17 protein-coding genes are annotated in these 17898 nt (G+C 56.0%); 10 read left to right on the forward strand and 7 right to left on the reverse strand.

The features are described 5' to 3' along the window. Positions 1–3: 3 nt before the first annotated feature. Positions 4–2112, forward strand: a complete 2109-nt coding sequence (locus tag P8S54_RS10450) for a methyl-accepting chemotaxis protein (RefSeq protein ID WP_281441696.1) — start codon at positions 4–6, stop codon at positions 2110–2112. A 4-nt stretch (positions 2113–2116) separates the two neighbouring features. Here P8S54_RS10450 and P8S54_RS10455 read toward each other — a convergent pair whose 3' ends face one another. Next, on the reverse strand, positions 2117–3043 hold the full coding sequence (locus tag P8S54_RS10455) for a LysR family transcriptional regulator (RefSeq protein WP_281441697.1): 927 nt from the start codon (positions 3041–3043) through the stop codon (positions 2117–2119). A gap of 182 nt (positions 3044–3225) precedes the next feature. On the opposite strand from P8S54_RS10455, the gene P8S54_RS10460 reads away from it, so the two are divergent. Beyond that, complete coding sequence (locus P8S54_RS10460) at positions 3226–4002, forward strand: ferredoxin--NADP reductase (RefSeq protein ID WP_009098338.1); 777 nt, start codon at positions 3226–3228, stop codon at positions 4000–4002. 253 nt (positions 4003–4255) lie between these two features. On the opposite strand, the gene glnK is transcribed toward P8S54_RS10460, so the two are convergent. The 3 genes from glnK to P8S54_RS10475 form a co-directional block, all read right to left on the reverse strand. Then, entirely contained in the window at positions 4256–4594 is a 339-nt protein-coding gene (glnK, locus tag P8S54_RS10465; RefSeq protein WP_009098335.1) for a P-II family nitrogen regulator, read from the reverse strand. 201 nt (positions 4595–4795) lie between these two features. Then, on the reverse strand, positions 4796–6043 hold the full coding sequence (locus P8S54_RS10470) for an ammonium transporter (RefSeq protein ID WP_281441698.1): 1248 nt from the start codon (positions 6041–6043) through the stop codon (positions 4796–4798). 46 nt (positions 6044–6089) lie between these two features. Then, positions 6090–6428 (reverse strand): P-II family nitrogen regulator, encoded by a 339-nt coding sequence (locus tag P8S54_RS10475; RefSeq protein WP_007112359.1) that lies wholly within the window; start codon positions 6426–6428, stop codon positions 6090–6092. Positions 6429–6777: 349 nt separating this feature from the next. Between P8S54_RS10475 and P8S54_RS10480 the strand changes: the two genes are divergently transcribed. Further along, positions 6778–7140, forward strand: coding sequence for an accessory factor UbiK family protein (locus P8S54_RS10480; RefSeq protein WP_009098331.1), 363 nt, complete (start codon positions 6778–6780; stop codon positions 7138–7140). Positions 7141–7355: 215 nt separating this feature from the next. Then, positions 7356–8864 (forward strand): YifB family Mg chelatase-like AAA ATPase, encoded by a 1509-nt coding sequence (locus tag P8S54_RS10485; protein ID WP_281441699.1) that lies wholly within the window; start codon positions 7356–7358, stop codon positions 8862–8864. Here the strand turns inward: P8S54_RS10485 and P8S54_RS10490 are convergent. Further along, positions 8861–9829, reverse strand: coding sequence for an alpha/beta hydrolase (locus P8S54_RS10490; protein ID WP_281441700.1), 969 nt, complete (start codon positions 9827–9829; stop codon positions 8861–8863). The two genes, P8S54_RS10485 and P8S54_RS10490, sit on opposite strands and share 4 nt — an antisense overlap. Before the next feature lie 208 nt (positions 9830–10037). On the opposite strand from P8S54_RS10490, the gene P8S54_RS10495 reads away from it, so the two are divergent. The 3 genes from P8S54_RS10495 (at position 10038) to P8S54_RS10505 (ending at position 14418) form a co-directional block, all read left to right on the forward strand. After that, complete coding sequence (locus P8S54_RS10495; RefSeq protein ID WP_281441701.1) at positions 10038–12212, forward strand: malate synthase G; 2175 nt, start codon at positions 10038–10040, stop codon at positions 12210–12212. A 126-nt stretch (positions 12213–12338) separates the two neighbouring features. Then, the gene (locus P8S54_RS10500; protein ID WP_281441702.1) at positions 12339–12749 is read left to right on the forward strand and encodes a PaaI family thioesterase; all 411 of its coding nucleotides are present in this window, start codon (positions 12339–12341) and stop codon (positions 12747–12749) included. A 151-nt stretch (positions 12750–12900) separates the two neighbouring features. Then, the gene (locus P8S54_RS10505) at positions 12901–14418 is read left to right on the forward strand and encodes a methyl-accepting chemotaxis protein (protein ID WP_281441703.1); all 1518 of its coding nucleotides are present in this window, start codon (positions 12901–12903) and stop codon (positions 14416–14418) included. Here P8S54_RS10505 and P8S54_RS10510 read toward each other — a convergent pair. Continuing rightward, positions 14415–14825, reverse strand: a complete 411-nt coding sequence (locus P8S54_RS10510) for a DUF423 domain-containing protein (RefSeq protein WP_281441704.1) — start codon at positions 14823–14825, stop codon at positions 14415–14417. The two genes, P8S54_RS10505 and P8S54_RS10510, sit on opposite strands and share 4 nt — an antisense overlap. A 143-nt stretch (positions 14826–14968) precedes the next feature. Between P8S54_RS10510 and thiS the strand changes: the two genes are divergently transcribed. The 3 genes from thiS to trmB are packed head-to-tail and all read left to right on the forward strand — an operon-like array spanning position 14969 to position 16784. Further along, complete coding sequence (thiS, locus tag P8S54_RS10515; protein WP_009098316.1) at positions 14969–15190, forward strand: sulfur carrier protein ThiS; 222 nt, start codon at positions 14969–14971, stop codon at positions 15188–15190. A gap of 37 nt (positions 15191–15227) precedes the next feature. After that, positions 15228–16022 carry a thiazole synthase gene (locus P8S54_RS10520; RefSeq protein ID WP_281441705.1) on the forward strand — a complete coding sequence of 265 codons (795 nt, stop codon included), beginning with the start codon at positions 15228–15230 and terminating at the stop codon, positions 16020–16022. A 12-nt stretch (positions 16023–16034) separates the two neighbouring features. Then, positions 16035–16784: a tRNA (guanosine(46)-N7)-methyltransferase TrmB gene (gene trmB / locus P8S54_RS10525; RefSeq protein ID WP_281441706.1), complete on the forward strand. Its 750-nt coding sequence runs from the start codon at positions 16035–16037 to the stop codon at positions 16782–16784. Positions 16785–16824: 40 nt separating this feature from the next. Here trmB and P8S54_RS10530 read toward each other — a convergent pair whose 3' ends face one another. Next, on the reverse strand, positions 16825–17826 hold the full coding sequence (locus P8S54_RS10530; RefSeq protein ID WP_281444095.1) for a 2-hydroxyacid dehydrogenase: 1002 nt from the start codon (positions 17824–17826) through the stop codon (positions 16825–16827). Positions 17827–17898 lie beyond the last annotated feature (72 nt).

The raw sequence follows: 17898 nt of genomic DNA on the forward strand, positions 1-17898 counted from the left end.
CTTATGCATTTTCGCTCTTTACGCTCGTTTGTGGTTGCCTTAGCCGCGCCTTGCTTACTTGCCATCGTTGCAGCGCTGGTGGCGTATAACTTAATTGCCGCCGCCCGCACCCAACAAACGGTGGATGACTATACACGCCCCTTAATTAAGGGCGCGCTTGATGCGCGGCTGGATGCCATTGCCGATGCAGAGGGCGAGCGCATCCGCCGAGAGTTAGACACAGCGATGACCCTCGCGTCTCAACTGGCATCTACCAATGCCTTGATGGGCGTAGAAGATGAAGAAGGGTTCCGAGCGTTACACCTGAGCCGCCGCCAGTTATCGAACCTGGTTCGCCAAACCGTCGCCGATAACCCTGCTCTTTTGGATGCCTTTATTGGCTGGGAGCCCAACGCCTTTGGGGATGACGCACGCTACGCGGGTGATGAGCGCTACGGACATGACGGCAGCGGCCGTTTTATGCCCTGGTGGTACCGTACCGGAGACGGCTCCCTGGCGGTACTGCCCCTGGGCGATACCATGGAGAGCCAAACACGTCTAGCCAGTGGCGTTCGCGAAGGTGAGTACTACCTGTGCCCGCGCGAAACGCTGGCCCCCTGCATTATTGACCCCGCCGCCTACGACTATGACGGCGTCACAGAACTGGTCACCTCCTTCAACGCACCGATCGTGGTGGATGGGGAGTTTCGTGGCGTCGCAGGGGTGGACCTATCGCTTAACTTTATTCAAACGCTATTAAACGAAGCCAATCAACCCCTCTATAACGGAGCAGGCCGCATGGCGCTAGTAGCCGGCCGTGGCGGCTTAGTAGCGGACACCGCAGGCGAAAGTGGCCTTGGCTTACCAGCAAGCGAATCGCTTAGTAATACGCTGATGTCTGGGATTGCCCAAGCGGCCTCTCAGGGCAGTCTCCACAGCAGCCTAGATGACGGCATGCTGCAGCGCTACCAGCCTATTCCTCTGGGTACCGAGCAGCCTTGGATGCTGGTGTTGCAGCTACCCGAGTCACTGGTACTGGCAGAGCTAAATACGCTGCAAGGTTTGCTCGGCGACCAGCGCCAGCAAAACACGATCGGCATGACGATTGTTGGCCTGTTACTTGCCTCTATTGGCGTCATAGCCCTTTGGTGGATTGGTGGGCGAATCGCACGACCCCTAAAGCGGCTTGCTAACCGTATGCAGGAAATTGCCTCGGGTAGTGGCGATCTTACCCAGCGTTTGCTGGTACATGGCCGCGACGAAAGCGCAGCGGTAGCCGAGCAATTCAATGCTTTTGCCGCCAAAATCCAAGCGATTTTACTGGATGTACGGCGCAGCAGCGAAGCGGTCAATCATGCCGCTAATGAGATTACCCAAGGGGGCCACGATCTTTCACGGCGAACCGAACAGGCCGCTGCCAGCCTGCAACAAACGTCTTCTGCTATGGAAGAGATTAGCAGCACCGTTAGCCATACCACCCACGCCTCTAAGGAAGCCAGTGGGCTTTCCGAAACCGCATCGGAGCTAGCATCCCGCACGGATAGCGCATTTGAGCAGGTGGTCACCACAATGACGGATATCCGTACCAATTCTGATGAGATACAGAGCATTGTCAGCGTCATTGATGGCATTGCCTTCCAAACCAACCTGCTGGCGCTAAACGCATCCGTCGAAGCCGCTCGGGCGGGGGAACATGGTCGAGGGTTCGCTGTTGTAGCAGATGAAGTACGCAAATTAGCGTCGCGTAGTAGCGACGCCGCCAAAGATATTCGCCAGCGCATTGATGCCTCAGCCAACAAAGTAGAGAGCGGCACCCAAATGGTGCGCGATGCCGAAGCCGCTATGCGTGAGCTGGCCCAGAGCGTAACGCGCGTCACTCAAATGCTGGGGGACATCAGCACTGCAGCGCAAGAACAGAACGATGGCATCAGCCAGGTCAGTATTGCGGTGACCGACCTAGACCAGATGACCCAGCAAAACGCTGCCCTGGTGCAAGAATCCACCACCGCTGCCGAACAGCTGAAAGACCAAGCCGATCGGTTGGCCGCATTGGTAGGTGGCTTCACACTTGAAACGACTGGCAGCGAGGCGCTTAAAGAGTATTCACTGCCGGCCCCAGAAACGTTCCGCTGATGGGCTAAGGAATCGGCGGTAGCGGAATATCATCGCTACGCTTAGCGCCCGCGGTCATTTCGCGGCAGAGCCGCAGGAACTCACGCACCCCGGTGGTGAGGTGCTTGTGGCGGTGCCAAATAAAGGTGAACTGGCGTCTTAAGTCTAACTCCGGCGTGGGCAGCGGCACTAAGCTGCCCCGTCGGAAGGCATCGCGCAGCGCCAACCTGGAAACGCAGCCGATACCCAGGCCCGATTCAACCGCCCGTTTAATGCCTTCGGTATGCTCAAGCTCCAGCAGGGTATTAAACCGACTGCGCCGGTGGCGGGCGGCGTGCTCAAGGGTCATGCGCGTACCTGAGCCCTCTTCGCGCATTATCCAATCCTCACGCAGCAGTTGTTCCAGCTCCAGATGCTCACGCCCCGCCAGTAGATGGCGCGGCGAGCAGAACACGCAAAGCTCATCTTCGACCCAAGGCTGGCTGATAATCATCTCGTCATCACACTGCCCTTCAATCAGCCCCAAATCCAGCGAGTGCTGGCGCACGCCTTCGATGATATGCCGCGTATTGCGCACCGCTAGACGCACGCGGCTGCCGGGGTGCTGCTGCATAAAGTCACTAATCAGCAGCGTGGCTAAGTAGTTGCCAATGGTAAGGGTTGCCCCGACATCTAGCGCGCCCACCCCCTGCTGGCCGCGCAGTAGCTCCTCCACTTCTTCGGCACGGTCCAGCAAGGCCACGGCTTTGGGCAACAGCTGAAAACCGAGCGCATTAAGCTTTAACCGCTTACCTATACGATCCAGCAGTTGGCAGTCGAATTGGCGCTCTAGCTCCGCCAACGCCGTACTGGTCGCGGACTGAGACATGGCAAGCGCACGCGCTGCATGGGAAACGCTTTCGTGCTGGGCAACCGCCACAAAGACCTCTAGCTGGCGCAGGGTGTAATGCATAGCAGTGACCTATCTATCCGGGGGCTCTATATCTATTTTTTAGATAAGTGTTATCAGTATAATTCACTTAACAGATATACCACCCGTTATTTAGAATTAGCAGCATCAAATACAGCTATTTTTTATTCTTTTTTAGAATATGGCGGCGAGGCGTAGCCCACTCTGCCCCTAGAGGAGTCAGCATGAGCAAGTTTGCCCTAGAAGAAGTCCTCAGCGTTCATCACTGGAACGACACCCTGTTTAGCTTCCGCACCACCCGCGAGCGCAGCCTGCGCTTCAAAAATGGTCAGTTTGTGATGATCGGCCTGGAAGTAAACGGCAAACCGCTGATGCGTGCCTACTCCATCGCCAGCCCTAACTACGAAGACCACCTGGAGTTTTTCAGTATTAAAGTGCCCGACGGCCCGCTCACCTCGCGCCTGCAGCACTTAAAAGTGGGCGATCAAATTATGGTCAGCCGCAAGCCCACCGGCACGCTGGTATGCGACGACCTGCTGCCGGGTCGCAACCTTTACATGCTCTCCACCGGCACCGGTCTTGCGCCCTTTATGAGCCTGATCCAAGACCCTGAGGTGTATGAGCGCTTTGAGAAAGTAGTGCTAATCCACGGCGTGCGAGAAGTCTCGGAGCTGGCTTACGCCGACTTCATCACCAAAGAGCTACCTGCGCACGAATATCTGGGCGAAGAAGTCGCCGAGAAGCTGGTGTACTACCCCACCGTCACCCGTGAAGAGTTCCACACCATGGGCCGCCTGACCGACCATATCCGCAGTGGAAAACTGTTTGAAGATACCGGCCTTCCGCCCATCGACCCGCGCCAAGACCGTGCAATGATCTGCGGCAGCCCCGCCATGCTCGACGACACCAGCGCACTCCTGGACGAGCTGGGCCTGAATATCTCCCCGCGTATGGGCGAGCCGGGCGACTACGTGATTGAACGTGCCTTTGTTGAGAAGTGAGTCGTGAGTCGTGAGTCGTGAGTCGTGAGTCGTGAGTCGTGAGTCGTGAGTCGTGAGTCGTGAGTCGTGAGTCGTGAGTCGTGAGTAGAAAAATTCTAGTCACTTTAATGACCACATCACTAATACAAAGCCCCTGCTGGAGTTGTTCCACAGGGGCTTTGTGCTGCTTACTATTTACAGTTCAAAAACTGATTACAGTGCAAAAACTGACTGCTTTTTACTTACCCTTCCCCACTCACTATTCACAGTTAACCTAAACCGCGTCTTTTCCGGTTTCACCGGTACGAATACGGATCACCTGTTCAAGCGGCATGACAAAGATTTTGCCGTCGCCAATCTTGCCTGTATTGGCGACCTGCGTAATGGCATCGATGACCTGCTCCGCCATATCGTCATCGACCGCCACCTCCAGCTTTACTTTGGGCAGAAAATCCACCACATACTCTGCACCACGGTATAGCTCTGTGTGGCCTTTTTGACGACCAAAGCCCTTCACTTCAGTGACTGTAATGCCCTGCACGCCGATATCAGAGAGTGATTCGCGTACGTCATCAAGCTTAAACGGCTTGATAATGGCTGAGATTAATTTCATTGCGACATCCTCTAGCTTGGTGGCCTATTGTCGAAGGTTGGCGGGCCACTGTGGTTAAAGCCCATCCCCCGTTACCGTTAAGCATACACCGCTACCGGCGGAGAATAAAAAATCAACGCAAATGTAGCCTAAGCGTATCCTAAAACAAAAAGGCCTCCCGGTTAGGGAGGCCACGCGCCGGCTCACTTCATTAGCGCACGTTTATTTCTTAACGCTAAACTCAGGGTAGGCTTCAAGTCCGCACTCAGCGATATCCACCCCTTCATACTCTTCTTCTTCGCTAACGCGGATACCCATGATGGCTTTCAGCACCAGCCATACCACCAGGCTCGCCAAGAAGACCCAGGCAAAGATGCCCAGCATACCGATGATCTGCGCCCCAAAGGTGGCATCAGCGTTAGACAGAGGCACTGCCAGACAGCCCCAGATGCCTACCACACCGTGCACCGAGATCGCACCGACCGGATCATCAAGCTTCAGCTTGTCGAGCATCACGATGGAAACCACAACGATCAGGCCACCCACCATACCGATCAGCATCGAGCCGAAGGCAGTGGGCGCCAAAGGTTCAGCCGTAATCGCCACCAAGCCCGCCAGTGCACCGTTAAGCGCCATCGTCAGGTCTGCCTTGCGGAACCATAGCTTCGCCAGGATAAGCGCAGCAATAACACCGCCCGCCGCTGCTGCATTGGTGTTTACCATGACTTGTGCAACATTATTAGCGGAGTCAACGTCTGATACCTTCAGCTCAGAGCCACCGTTAAAGCCGAACCAGCCCATCCACAGGATAAAGGTACCCAGCGTTGCCAACGGCAGGTTAGCCCCAGGAATAGCCCGGATAGTGCCGTCGTTACCGTATTTACCCTTACGTGGACCTAATACCAGCACACCGGCTAAGGCAGCTGCCGCACCAGCCATGTGAACAATGCCCGAACCTGCAAAGTCTGAGAAGCCGATCGCATCAATCCAGCCGCCGCCCCACGTCCAGTAGCCCGATACCGGATAAATCACACCCGTCATCACAACAGCAAAGGCTAAAAACGCCCACAGTTTCATGCGCTCGGCAACCGCACCCGACACAATCGACATCGCCGTGGCAACAAATACTACTTGGAAGAAGTAATCTGCACGCATGGAGTAGTAAGGCGCGTCATCACCGCCCGCGGTTACCGCATCGGCGCTGTTTTCACCGCCTAGCAAGAAACCAAGGTTAGGCAAGAAACCACCTTCCGCGCTGGAGTACATCAGGTAGTAACCCAGCAGGAGGTACATGGTGCAGGCAATTGCAAACAGCGCGATGTTTTTGGTGAGAATTTCGGCGGTATTTTTAGAGCGCACCAAACCGGCTTCCAGCATCGAGAAGCCAGCCGCCATCCACATGACCAACACGCCACACATTAAGAAGTAGAAGGTGTCGAGCGCGTAACTCAACTCTGCAAGCTCGTTCATTGTCAGTTCCCCATTAACCATAGAAAGATGTTATTAGCTGGCTGGATTACACGGCGTCAGCGCCGCGCTCACCGGTACGGATCCGAATCACGTCTTCAAGGGGTGTTACAAAGACCTTGCCGTCCCCGATTTTGCCGCTGTTCGCCGCGCTGCAAATAGCATCAAGAACGCTTTCCAGACGCGCATCATCAACAGCAACTTCAACTTTTACTTTGGGTAGAAAATCGACCACATACTCTGCGCCGCGATATAGCTCGGTATGCCCCTTTTGACGACCAAAGCCTTTGACCTCTGTAACCGTGATGCCCTGAACGCCGTTGTCGGCGAGCGCTTCACGAACGTCGTCAAGCTTGAATGGCTTGATGATAGCGGTGATGAGTTTCATCCCGGTTCTCCCCTGCTGGATTAGCCCTGCTGAATAGGAGGCGACATGGTCGCCCGAAATAAGTGCTTATCTCGTTAATGCGCATACCGTGCCACTCGATTTTTTTATTATTAAAGTCAGTAACTTGACAAAATATACGGAACCTTTAATACGCTTAGGACAAGAATTGAAATAGCGCGCAGCATGGCGCTGCACCATAAGTGATCATTCAAAAAAGCTGCGCGCCCCATTTCAATGCAACGACAATCTGAGCGCACAAATGCAAACGACACATGCGTATTAGCGAAGGGTTGCGTATCCTTACTATTAAGCAGTTCACATTTATGCGTGTTCGTTTAAGGAGAGAACTATGGCGCCCCAAGACCGCATCAGCCGTCTCGCTCAGCAGATTGGCGATCGTTTACAAAACGCATCCCACGCTCCCGAAGATATCCAGAAAGGCGTACAGCAAGTCGTGCGCGGCGCCTTTGACCGGCTGGAACTCGTGTCACGAGAAGACTTTGATATTCTGATGGATGTGCTACAGCGCACTCGCGCAAGGGTTGAAGCCCTGGAGCGTCAGGTGGCTAGCTTAGAAGCCACGGTAGAAGCCTCTGTGGCAAACAACACCACGCCGCTTGAAGCCGAGGTGCCCCCTACGCCTGATCACACCGACTCGACAAAGCCTATCCAGCCAGGGGCTGCTGCAAAGCCGAACGCCACCGACGAGTAAGCGTAAACGCGTCACCAAGACGGCAGTGCGTTGATACGCCTGCCGCCGCCCTCCTGCGCCAATGTGATGCATGATTATCCCGACTTCTCCCTACAGCACGCCATCGCCGCTGAAGGAACAGTGGTAGCTAATCCAGGGCGACTACTAGGTTTACTTGGTTAAAATAAAGTAAGATTTGGCTAAACCTGGATGATAACAAGTAGCGAGGGAGCGCGATGACATTAGCCATTGTTGCCACACGCGCAGGCGTTGGCTTAGAGGCACCGGCGGTACATGTAGAGGTTCATTTAGCCAATGGGTTGCCGGGACTTACGCTGGTGGGGCTGCCGGAAACCGCGGTGAAAGAGAGCCGCGAACGTGTGCGTAGCGCACTCATCAACGCAGGCTTTGACTTTCCCAACACCAAACGCATCACCCTGAATCTTGCCCCCGCCGACCTGCCCAAAGAGGGCGGCCGGTTTGATCTTCCCATTGCCCTGGGCATTCTTGCCGCCTCCGGGCAGATACCTGTAGAAGCATTGGAAGGCATGGAGTGCGCGGGCGAGCTAGCGCTAGATGGCAAGCTGCGCGCCGTGCCCGGCGTGCTGCCCTTTGCTTTGGCCACCCGGCGAGCGAACAAGGCGCTGATTATTCCTCGCGCCTGCGCCGATGAAGCGGCGCTGGCTGGCGATCTACCCGTTCTGCCCGCTGACTCGCTCTGGCAGGTAGTTGCTCACCTTTTGGGCCAGGAAAAAATCACACCCCATCAGCTCTCTGCGTCAGTTAAATCCACTGCCCCCATGGCAGATTTAGCCGACGTGCGCGGCCAGCATCAAGCGCGCCGAGCGCTAGAAGTCGCTGCTGCTGGCGGCCACAACCTGATACTGGCAGGGCCGCCAGGCACCGGCAAAACCATGCTGGCCAGCCGCTTGCCCGGCATTCTGCCGCCGCTTTCAGAAGAGGATGCGTTAGAAGTCGCCGCGGTGCGCTCCGTATGTGGGCTGCCGTTAGAAGCCGACTGGGGCCAGCGGCCGTTTCGCCAACCCCACCACAGCGCCAGCGCCGCCGCACTGGTAGGCGGAGGCTCTAAACCCAAACCAGGGGAAATCTCGCTGGCTCACCACGGCGTGCTGTTTTTAGACGAGCTGCCGGAGTTCTCCCGCAACGTCTTAGAAGTGCTGAGGCAACCCCTAGAAACAGGTACCATACATCTAGCCCGCGCCAGCCACGAGCGCCGCTACCCTGCTCAATTTCAGCTCGTAGCCGCCATGAACCCCTGCCCCTGCGGGCACTTAGGCGACCCACGCCAACGCTGCCAGTGCAGCGCCAGCCAAATTCAGCGCTATCAAGCACGGCTTTCAGGCCCGCTTCTTGACCGTATTGATCTACAGGTGGAAGTCCCCGCGCTGCCACCCGAGCAACTCACCGCCCAAACCCAGGGCGAGCCTTCAAGTGCCGTGCGGGAGCGCGTAATGGCCGCACGCGAACGGCAGATGGCCCGAGGCGCACTTAACAGCCAGCTGAGTGGCAAAGCATTAGAAGCCGCCTGCGCGCTTAACGACGAAGAGCGCGCCTGGCTGGCAAGCGTGCTGGAAAAGCTCAAGCTTTCCGCCCGCGCCTACCATCGCGTGCTTCGCGTTGCGCTCACCCTGGCGGATCTACAGGGCGAGCCTAAACCCTCACAGCCTCACTTTATCGAAGCCATCGGCTACCGGCAGTTAGATCGAATGTTGAAAGGGGCTTAACGCACACTCTCGACAAAATGATCCAGCGCTTCAAATAGCACATCGCGGATAGGTTCCGCTTCGTTGACGAGATGGTGGCGGGCATCTGGGTGGCGGTGCACCTCAGCATTAGGGAATTTCTCCGCTAACACATCTAAGTTCCACTCCCAGTCGACGGTTAAATCCTGCTCACCTTGCAGAATCAAGGTAGGCAAGGGGTTGGGCTGCAGCGCCAGCAACCGCGGCATCCAGCGGCGCATGGCAGTAATCCAGACAACGCTTAAACGCTCGGGCTGGAGCGGGTCGTGGTCGCGGAGAAACTCAGTAAACTGCTCATCGGTGGAGTTGGGCCGATAATTACGCGGCAGCTCCTTCACAAACGGGCTGGCTATCAGATGCAACCAGCTGGCTTGGCTCCAGCGCCAGGGGCGCACTAGCGGCGCCAGCAGCACAATGCCCGACCAGCCGGATGCTTCCCGTCGGGTAAGGGCATCGGTTGCCAGTATCGCCGCACCGGTACTTTGCCCTACGCCCAGCCACGGCTTAGGAGCCATACCCTGAACTTGCAGGGCAGTCTGCAAATGCATTAAGCAGTGCTGATAATCGTCAAAGTCTTCGATCTCTGCCCGGGGGCCGCTGGAAAGCCCATGACCGGGCAAGTCCCAAAGCACCACCCGCCACCCCTGCGCCAGCAGGCAGCCAAGCAAGTGCCGGTAAAGCCCTAAATGGTCAAAGTAACCGTGAATGACAAATGCGGTTCCAGTGGGCCTAGGAGGGCTCCACACCTGGCACCACAGGGCAAAACGGCCCGTATCAATGAATCCGGCATGCACCTCGCTGGTGTCATTGAGCAGTGCTTCTAAACCGTAATGGCAAAAATAGTCATTTACGGCGTCTGTTAGCGCGTCACCCAGCCGTAAGCATGAGAGCGATGACTTACCTGCCGCTTGCCGAAACAAGCCTTCCAAGTGTTGGAAATTATGCATCAACGTCGCTCCATAAATGCCACCTTCCATTGGCCAAGAGTCAGGCAATAGGGGCTACCTTTCTCATCATTTGGTCGAGCATTTTGCCGCTTTAAAGAGTAGGCTGTTTACATGTACGTTCAGATATGGAAGTATTTTCCATAAATATACCTTTACCCTGACCGTGGACCTTTCCTTAACCCACGGGCACCTTCACAGGAGAGACCCCATGAGTGAGCGTATCACGCGTCACCGTTTACAGGTGGCAGCCGACCTAGACCGCTTCATCAACGAGCAAGCTCTGCCGGGTACCGGCGTCGACGAAAGCGCTTTTTGGGCCGGTGTCGATGCCTTGTTTCATGATTTGACCCCAAAAAACCGCCAACTACTCGAAAAGCGCGATGTGCTGCAAGAGAAGCTCGATACCTGGCACCGTGAAAACCCCGGTCCAGTTAGCGACATGCCTGCTTACCGCCGCTTTTTGAAAGAAGTCGGTTACCTCGTCGATGCACCGAACAGCGTAAAAGCCACCACTGCCAATGTTGACCGTGAAGTCGCTGTTCAAGCAGGCCCACAGTTGGTAGTGCCGGTGAGCAACGCCCGTTATGCGCTAAATGCGGCTAACGCGCGCTGGGGCAGCCTTTACGATGCGCTGTACGGCACCGATGCAATTTCAGAAGAGAATGGCGCTGAGAAAGGCTCCAGCTTTAACCCCAAGCGCGGCGAAAAGGTGATTGCCTACGCCCGTGGCGTGCTGGACCGCGCAGCGCCGCTGGCCACTGGCTCGCACCGGGATGCGATTAAATACGTTATTCGCGACGAACACTTGGTGGTCACGCTGGAAGGCGGTCGCGAAACCGGTTTGAAAGATTCCGGCAAGCTGATCGGCTTTAACGGCGAAGCATCTGCCCCAGAAGCAATCCTGCTGGCCAACAACGGCCTGCACCTGGAAATCCAGATCGACGCCAGCCATCCGATCGGTAAAACCGACCCCGCCCACGTAAAAGACGTGGTGGCAGAAGCGGCGCTAACGGCCATTATGGACTGCGAAGACTCCATTGCCGCGGTCGATTCTGAAGATAAAGTGGGTGTATACCGTAACTGGCTCGGCCTGATGAAGGGCGACCTGGAACAAAGCATCGATAAAGGCGGCAAAACGTTTGTCCGTAAGCTGAACGATGACCGCACGTGGAAAACCACCGATGGCGGAAGCGTCACGTTGCCCGGCCGTTCGCTGCTGTTTGTGCGTAACGTGGGCCACCTGATGACCACGCCAGCGGTGCTGGACGAGAACGGCAACGAGCTACCGGAAGGCATTCTGGATGCTGTGGTCACCTCACTGATTGCCCTGCACGACCTGAAAAAAGACGCCGACCAAGCGCGTAACTCCCGCACAGGCTCGGTATATATCGTTAAGCCGAAGATGCACGGTCCGAAGGAAGTGGCCTTTGCCAATGAACTGTTCTCCCGTGTGGAAGACATTCTGGGCATGAGCCGTGACACCCTAAAAATGGGCATCATGGACGAAGAGCGCCGCACCACGGTCAACCTGAAAGCGTGTATTGCTGAAGCCACCTCCCGCGTTGTGTTCATCAACACCGGCTTCCTCGACCGCACCGGTGACGAAATGCACACCGCCATGGAAGCAGGCCCGATGGTTCGCAAAGGCGATATGAAAAGCGCTGCGTGGATCTCTGCTTACGAGAAAAACAACGTACAGATCGGCTTGGCCTGTGGCCTGCGTGGTCGTGCCCAGATCGGTAAAGGCATGTGGGCCATGCCTGACCTGATGCACAGCATGCTGGAGCAGAAAATTGGTCACCCGAAAGCCGGTGCCAACACCGCATGGGTGCCGTCGCCTACCGCTGCGGCGCTACACGCACTGCATTACCATCAGGTAAACGTCACTGATGTTCAGCGCGAATTAGAAGCCCAAGGTGAGCCAGACTACCTCGATGACCTGCTAACCGTACCGGTGGCGGAAAACCCCAGCTGGTCGGACGAAGAGATCCAGCAGGAGTTGGACAACAACTGCCAGGGCATTCTGGGTTACGTAGTGCGCTGGGTAGAGCACGGCGTGGGCTGCTCGAAAGTACCGGATATCCATAACGTCGGCTTGATGGAAGACCGCGCTACGCTGCGTATTTCCAGCCAACACATTGCCAACTGGCTGCACCACGGCATTGTGGATGCAGCGCGGGTAGAAGAGACACTGAAGCGTATGGCTAAGGTGGTCGATGAGCAGAACGCTGGCGACCCAATGTATACCGCCATGAGCGCCGATTTTGAAGGCTCTACTGCCTTTAAAGCGGCCTCAGACCTGGTATTCAAAGGCCGTGAACAGCCTTCCGGCTACACTGAGCCGCTACTGCACGCGTGGCGTCAGGTGCATAAAGCGAAGTAAACGCTTCGCGCTGACTAGACAATAGTCGCTAAAAGCCCCTCATGGTCTCGCACCTTGAGGGGCTTTTGTTTAGCTTAATAACATGCTTACGTTTACGTTAACGAAACCAATCACAGGAAAATAACAATGACCGTCATGACCGCCGAACAAATCGAACACTTCCTCGATGATGTATTTCCTCAACGCATGGGCAAGATAGAGAGCGTCGGCGATATGTGCGCCACCATGCGCTTAACGATTGGCAATGAACACCTTCGCCCTGGCCCCCGCGTTTCTGGCCCCACCATGATGGGCTTTGCCGATGTGGCACTTTACGTGGCGATTCTGGCGCAAATTGGCCCGGAAGCCATGGCGGTCACCAGCGACTTAAACTGCCACTTCCTGAGGGCGGCGTCGGGCGATCACGACATTATCGCCCACGCCAAGCTAATCAAGCTGGGCCGTCGCCTGGCGGTGGGTGAAGTGCAGATTTTTTCCGCCAGTGACGAGACCAAGCCTGTGGTTCATGTCACCGCCAGCTATGCGCTACCCGCTTAAATTTAACGTTGGTGGCCCTTTTATCGTAATAAACGTTATTTCTTTATATTCTCTCTAGCTATATGTATTTTCATTAAAGGCATTGACCACCACGCCGATAATAGTAGCAACGCTTGATAACGCCTCAACAGGCAGGCAAGGAACACTCTTAATGACCAATGCTTCTTTTTCGCACCATATTGCGCGTACCGACAAGCTTATGTGGTGGCCGTTAGGCTTTGTTGCTCTCCTGTGTTTGGTCGTTGGGGTTTTCACGCAAACGCTGCTGCTTGTTGCCGTGGTAGCGGTTATTACCCTTCCGCTTACTTATATCCTCCAGCAGAAGCTGACTGGGCACATTGCCAACGGATTCGTTAAAGCCGCGGTGATGATGGTTTGGTCGGCGACCCTAATCGAACAAAGCGGTGGGATGATTGAAGCGCACTTTAGTATTTTCATCCTGCTATCAGTATTGATTCTCTACAGCGATTGGCGGGTTATTGCCTTTGGTGGGCTGGTGATTGCGCTTCACCATGTGCTTTTTACGTGGCTTCAATATCAAGGCGTCGTTCAGCTCTATACCAGCATGGGCGACATGGCAAGTATGGCCCACGGCGAAACGACCCATGGCGCCATGGACTTACTGTACTGCTTGCTGATGCATGGCGGTGCCGTGGTCGCACAGGTGATTATTTTAGGCTACCTGGCCAAAGTGCTGGAAAGGATGGTGAAAGAAAGCCTGCACGTTAGTCGCTTTGCTGTTGCCGCAGGCGGCGGCAAGTTAGACATGATGTTTAGCGATACAGAGCAGCAGTTGCCCGGGGTCGCCGCCATCATCAACATGCGTGACCAAGTCGCTGAAAGCTTGCGCAAGACACAAACCGCGGCAAGCCAAGTCACCGACTACAGCCAGCAACTTTTTGTTGCTCAGGAACAGTTACGCACGCAAACAGCACGTAATAGTAGCCAAACCGAACGCATCTCTACCGGCACCGCCGAGCTGTCGGCCACCACGCGCGAAACCGCTGAAGAGTCCCAGCACATTCGCGATCTGGCCAATCATGCTGAGCAAGTCGCTCGCCAAAACGGTGAGCAGGTCGAAGAAATGCGCGAGATGATGCGTTTGATTAATCAGCATGCGGGTAAAATCCACGAAATGCTGAGCGAAATTGACAACATTACGTTTCAAACCAACCTGTTAGCACTCAATGCATCGGTTGAGGCGGCCAGGGCCGGCGAGCACGGGCGAGGCTTTGCTGTCGTCGCCAACGAGGTTCGCACGCTGTCAAAAAACACCCAGAGCACCGCTTCTCGGATACGTCAAACCATTGCGGTCACGACTGACCAAGTCTCTCAAGGCGTTGATCAGACCACGACGATCGCTAAAACCACTCAGTCGCTTATCCAAAGCTTTGAACAAGTGGCTATGCGTTTAACCAATATGGACAGCGCGTTACAACAACAGCATCAAGGCGTAGAAGAGCTAGAGCAAAGCGTTAACGAGATTTACAATGCCTTGGAGCTGTCACGCGAAGCAGTGGATAACTCGCACAGTATGGCTGAGCAGCTATCCGGCACCGCCGACACCCTAATGCTCGCTGTGAGCGGCTTTACACTGCCCGCATCCTCAAGCGCGCCAGCAGCACAACAAGTGCTCATTGCATCACCCAGGCGCCAACAGGTTAGCTAACTGGCAGAATCAACGGCGGAGGTTGACTTGGGGCGACTAAAAAGCGCCACCGCCCCAAGTGCCAGCCAACCTGACATTAACAACAACCCGCCAACCGGGGTCACGATACCCAGGCTTAGCCCTGCCAAAGCCATCAGGTAGAGCGAGCCTGAAAAAGCGATGATTCCCAGCACCCAGAGCGTTAGTACAACCCGCTGCCCTGCCAGAGGGCAGCTGCTGCGCCAGACCAACACAGCCAACATCGCTAAGGTATGCCAAGCTTGGTAGCGCACGCCGGTTTCCACAATATCGACCATCGCCGCACCAGCGCTCGCCGCCAACCCATGGGCAGCGTAGGCACCTAACATCACCATCAGCGCACCGGAAAGCGCCACTAAACACCACCACAGACTATCTACTCGCTGCACGTTTTACTCCTCTTGATAAATCTTGATAACCACCGTTTACTGATTAAAACGCTCAGATATTAACGTCACCGCATACCTTGCACGCCGCTAAACCGCTACAATAGAGCGCGTTTTGCCTCACAAAAATGGGACGTTCACCGTTTATGTCTACCCTCAATGAGTCGATACAGCTTACGCTCAACGGCGAACCCTACGCCATTGCTCCTCGCCTAACCGCCGCAGACCTAGTGGAACAGTTGGGCCTTAGCGGACGCCGTATCGCCGTCGAAGTTAATGAACAGATTGTGCCCAAAAGCCAGCTGGCCGCCACCCTCTTAGCGGATGGCGACCAGGTCGAAGTCGTTCACGCCATTGGCGGCGGCTAGCGCTGCCTTCCGCTTGTGCTTTTTCCAAGGATTCGTCATGACGCAACTGACCGATACACCGTTTACCATCGCCGGACGCGACTTTAGCTCCCGCCTGCTCGTGGGCACCGGCAAGTACAAAGATTTTACTGAAACCGGTGCTGCCATTGCCCAAAGCGGGGCAGAAATTGTCACCTTCGCTGTGCGCCGCACCAACCTTGGTCAGGACGCCGACGCTCCGAACCTGCTGGATGTGATTTCGCCTAAGCGCTACACCCTGCTGCCCAACACCGCGGGCTGCTACAACGCCAAAGATGCGGTGCGCACCTGCCGCCTGGCGCGGGAACTGCTGGATGGCCACAACCTGGTCAAGCTAGAAGTGCTCGGCGACGACCACACGCTTTACCCCAACGTGGTCGAAACCCTAAAAGCTGCCGAAACGCTGCTGGCCGATGGGTTTGATGTCATGGTCTACACCAGCGACGACCCTATCGTGGCACGGGAATTAGAAGCCATGGGGTGTTGCGCCATCATGCCGCTAGGTTCGCTGATTGGTTCGGGTCACGGCATTCAAAATCCCCACAACGTGCGCCTGATTGTTGAACAGAGCAGCGTGCCTGTTCTGGTAGATGCTGGCATTGGCACGGCATCTGATGCCGCCATGGCCATGGAGCTGGGCTGCGATGGCGTATTGCTCAACACCGCCATTGCCCATGCCCAAGACCCGCTGCGCATGGCCAACGCCATGAAACTTGCCGTAGAAGCAGGCCGCGATGCGTTTTTGGCAGGCCGCATGCCGCGCCGCCAAAGCGCCGACCCCTCTTCGCCTTTTGCAGGCCGGATTAACGGCTGAAACAGAGACACCATGACCGATACGAACGACACCACGCCCGAAAGCAGCACCACCGGCCCTGAAAGCGTTGATGCCCCGCTGCACCGCCGGGGCATTAAAAGCTATGTGATTCGCGCCGGGCGTATGACCCCCGCCCAAAGCCGTGGCCTGGAAGAAGTATGGCCCCGCTTAGGACTCACCATCGCCGATGGCCGCCAGGATTTAGACGCTCTGTTTGGCCGCCAAGCGCCCCGCGTGGTGGAAATTGGCTTTGGTATGGGCAATTCGCTGATTGAGCAGGCCGAAAGCCATCCGGACACTGACTTCATTGGCATTGAGGTTCATGCGCCCGGGGTTGGCAAACTGCTTGATGAGGTGGATAAACGCGGCCTATCTAATCTGCGCGTTTACCGTGAAGATGCCCTCGCCGTGCTTGAACAGTGCTTGCCAGAAGGCTCGCTGACTACGCTGCAGCTGTTCTTTCCTGACCCGTGGCCCAAAAAGAAGCATCACAAACGGCGCATTGTGCAGCCTGCTTTCGTGGAGCTCATTCGTACGCGTCTCAAGCCAGGCGGCACTTTCCATATGGCCACCGACTGGGAAGCCTACGCCGAGTGGATGGCCGAGGTCATGGAAGCCGCCCCCGGCTACGCGAATACAGCCAGTGCAGAAACTGCCCCCTACGTCCCGCGCCCGACGTTCCGCCCGTTGACGAAGTTTGAAGCCCGCGGCGAAAAACTCGGCCACGGCGTATGGGATTTGATCTACCGCCGAGAAGACTAAAAAGCGACGCAGCCGTCGGGTAAAGCGGCTTAACTATCTCTCAAACGCGCTTGCTGTAAACGACCCGGTGCAACGTGCCGCTGCCACATTCAAAGGCATCTACATTGGCCAGGGTCGTTTCAGCAATATTGGTGAGCGCTTCGTTAGTGAAAAACGCCTGATGGCCGGTAATCAGTACATTGTGGAAAGTGGTTAAGCGCATAAACTGGTCATCCTCGATGATCCCGTGGGATAAATCTTCGAAAAACAGCTGCTCCTCCTCTTCGTAGACATCCAGACCCAGGCGGCCGATATGGCCGCTTTTCAAACCAGCAATCACCGCCGAGGTGTCCACCACGCGGCCACGCCCCGTGTTGATCAGCATTGCCCCCCGCTTCATTAACGCAATAGCATCGGCATCAATCAAGTGATCGGTATCCGGGGTTAACGGGCAGTGCAGCGAGATAATATCCGCCTGGGCGTAAAGTGACTCCAGCGGCACGTACTCTACAAACGCCTTGGCCTGTGGGTTAGGTTGCGGGTCATAAGCCAAAATACGGCAACCAAAACCGTGCATGATGTCAGCAAAAATCAGCCCAATATGGCCGGTACCAATCACGCCCACGGTTTTGCCATGTAGGTCAAACCCCAGCAGGCCGTCCAGCGCAAAATTACCTTCCCGTACGCGGTTATAGGCACGAAAGGTCATACGGTTCAGGCTCAACACCAACGCCACAGCGTGTTCGGCCACCGCGTGGGGCGAATAAGCGGGCACCCGCGCCACGGTAATTCCAAGCCGTTCGGCAGCCGCTAAATCCACATGGTTAAAGCCCGCCGAACGCAGCGCCACTAAGCGCGTGCCACCCGCGTGAAGCTGCTCAAGTACAGCGCTATCCACGTGGTCGTTAACAAAGACGCATACTCCGTCAAACCCCTTCGCTAACGGTGCGGTGTCATGGGTCAGCCGCGCATCAAAAAAGCTCAGCTCATGGCGGTTAGCGGCATTCGCCCGGGTTAAAAAGGTTTGATCGTAGGGTTTAGCGCTAAAGACGGCGATGCGCATGGCGGTTTCTCCTTGCTCGTTATTGGCGCTCAGCAACTGATTAACGCTAAGCATGACGTGAGACATTATCTG

It is taken from the genome of Halomonas sp. M1, assembly GCF_029581375.1.
Classification (GTDB): Bacteria; Pseudomonadota; Gammaproteobacteria; order Pseudomonadales; family Halomonadaceae; genus Vreelandella.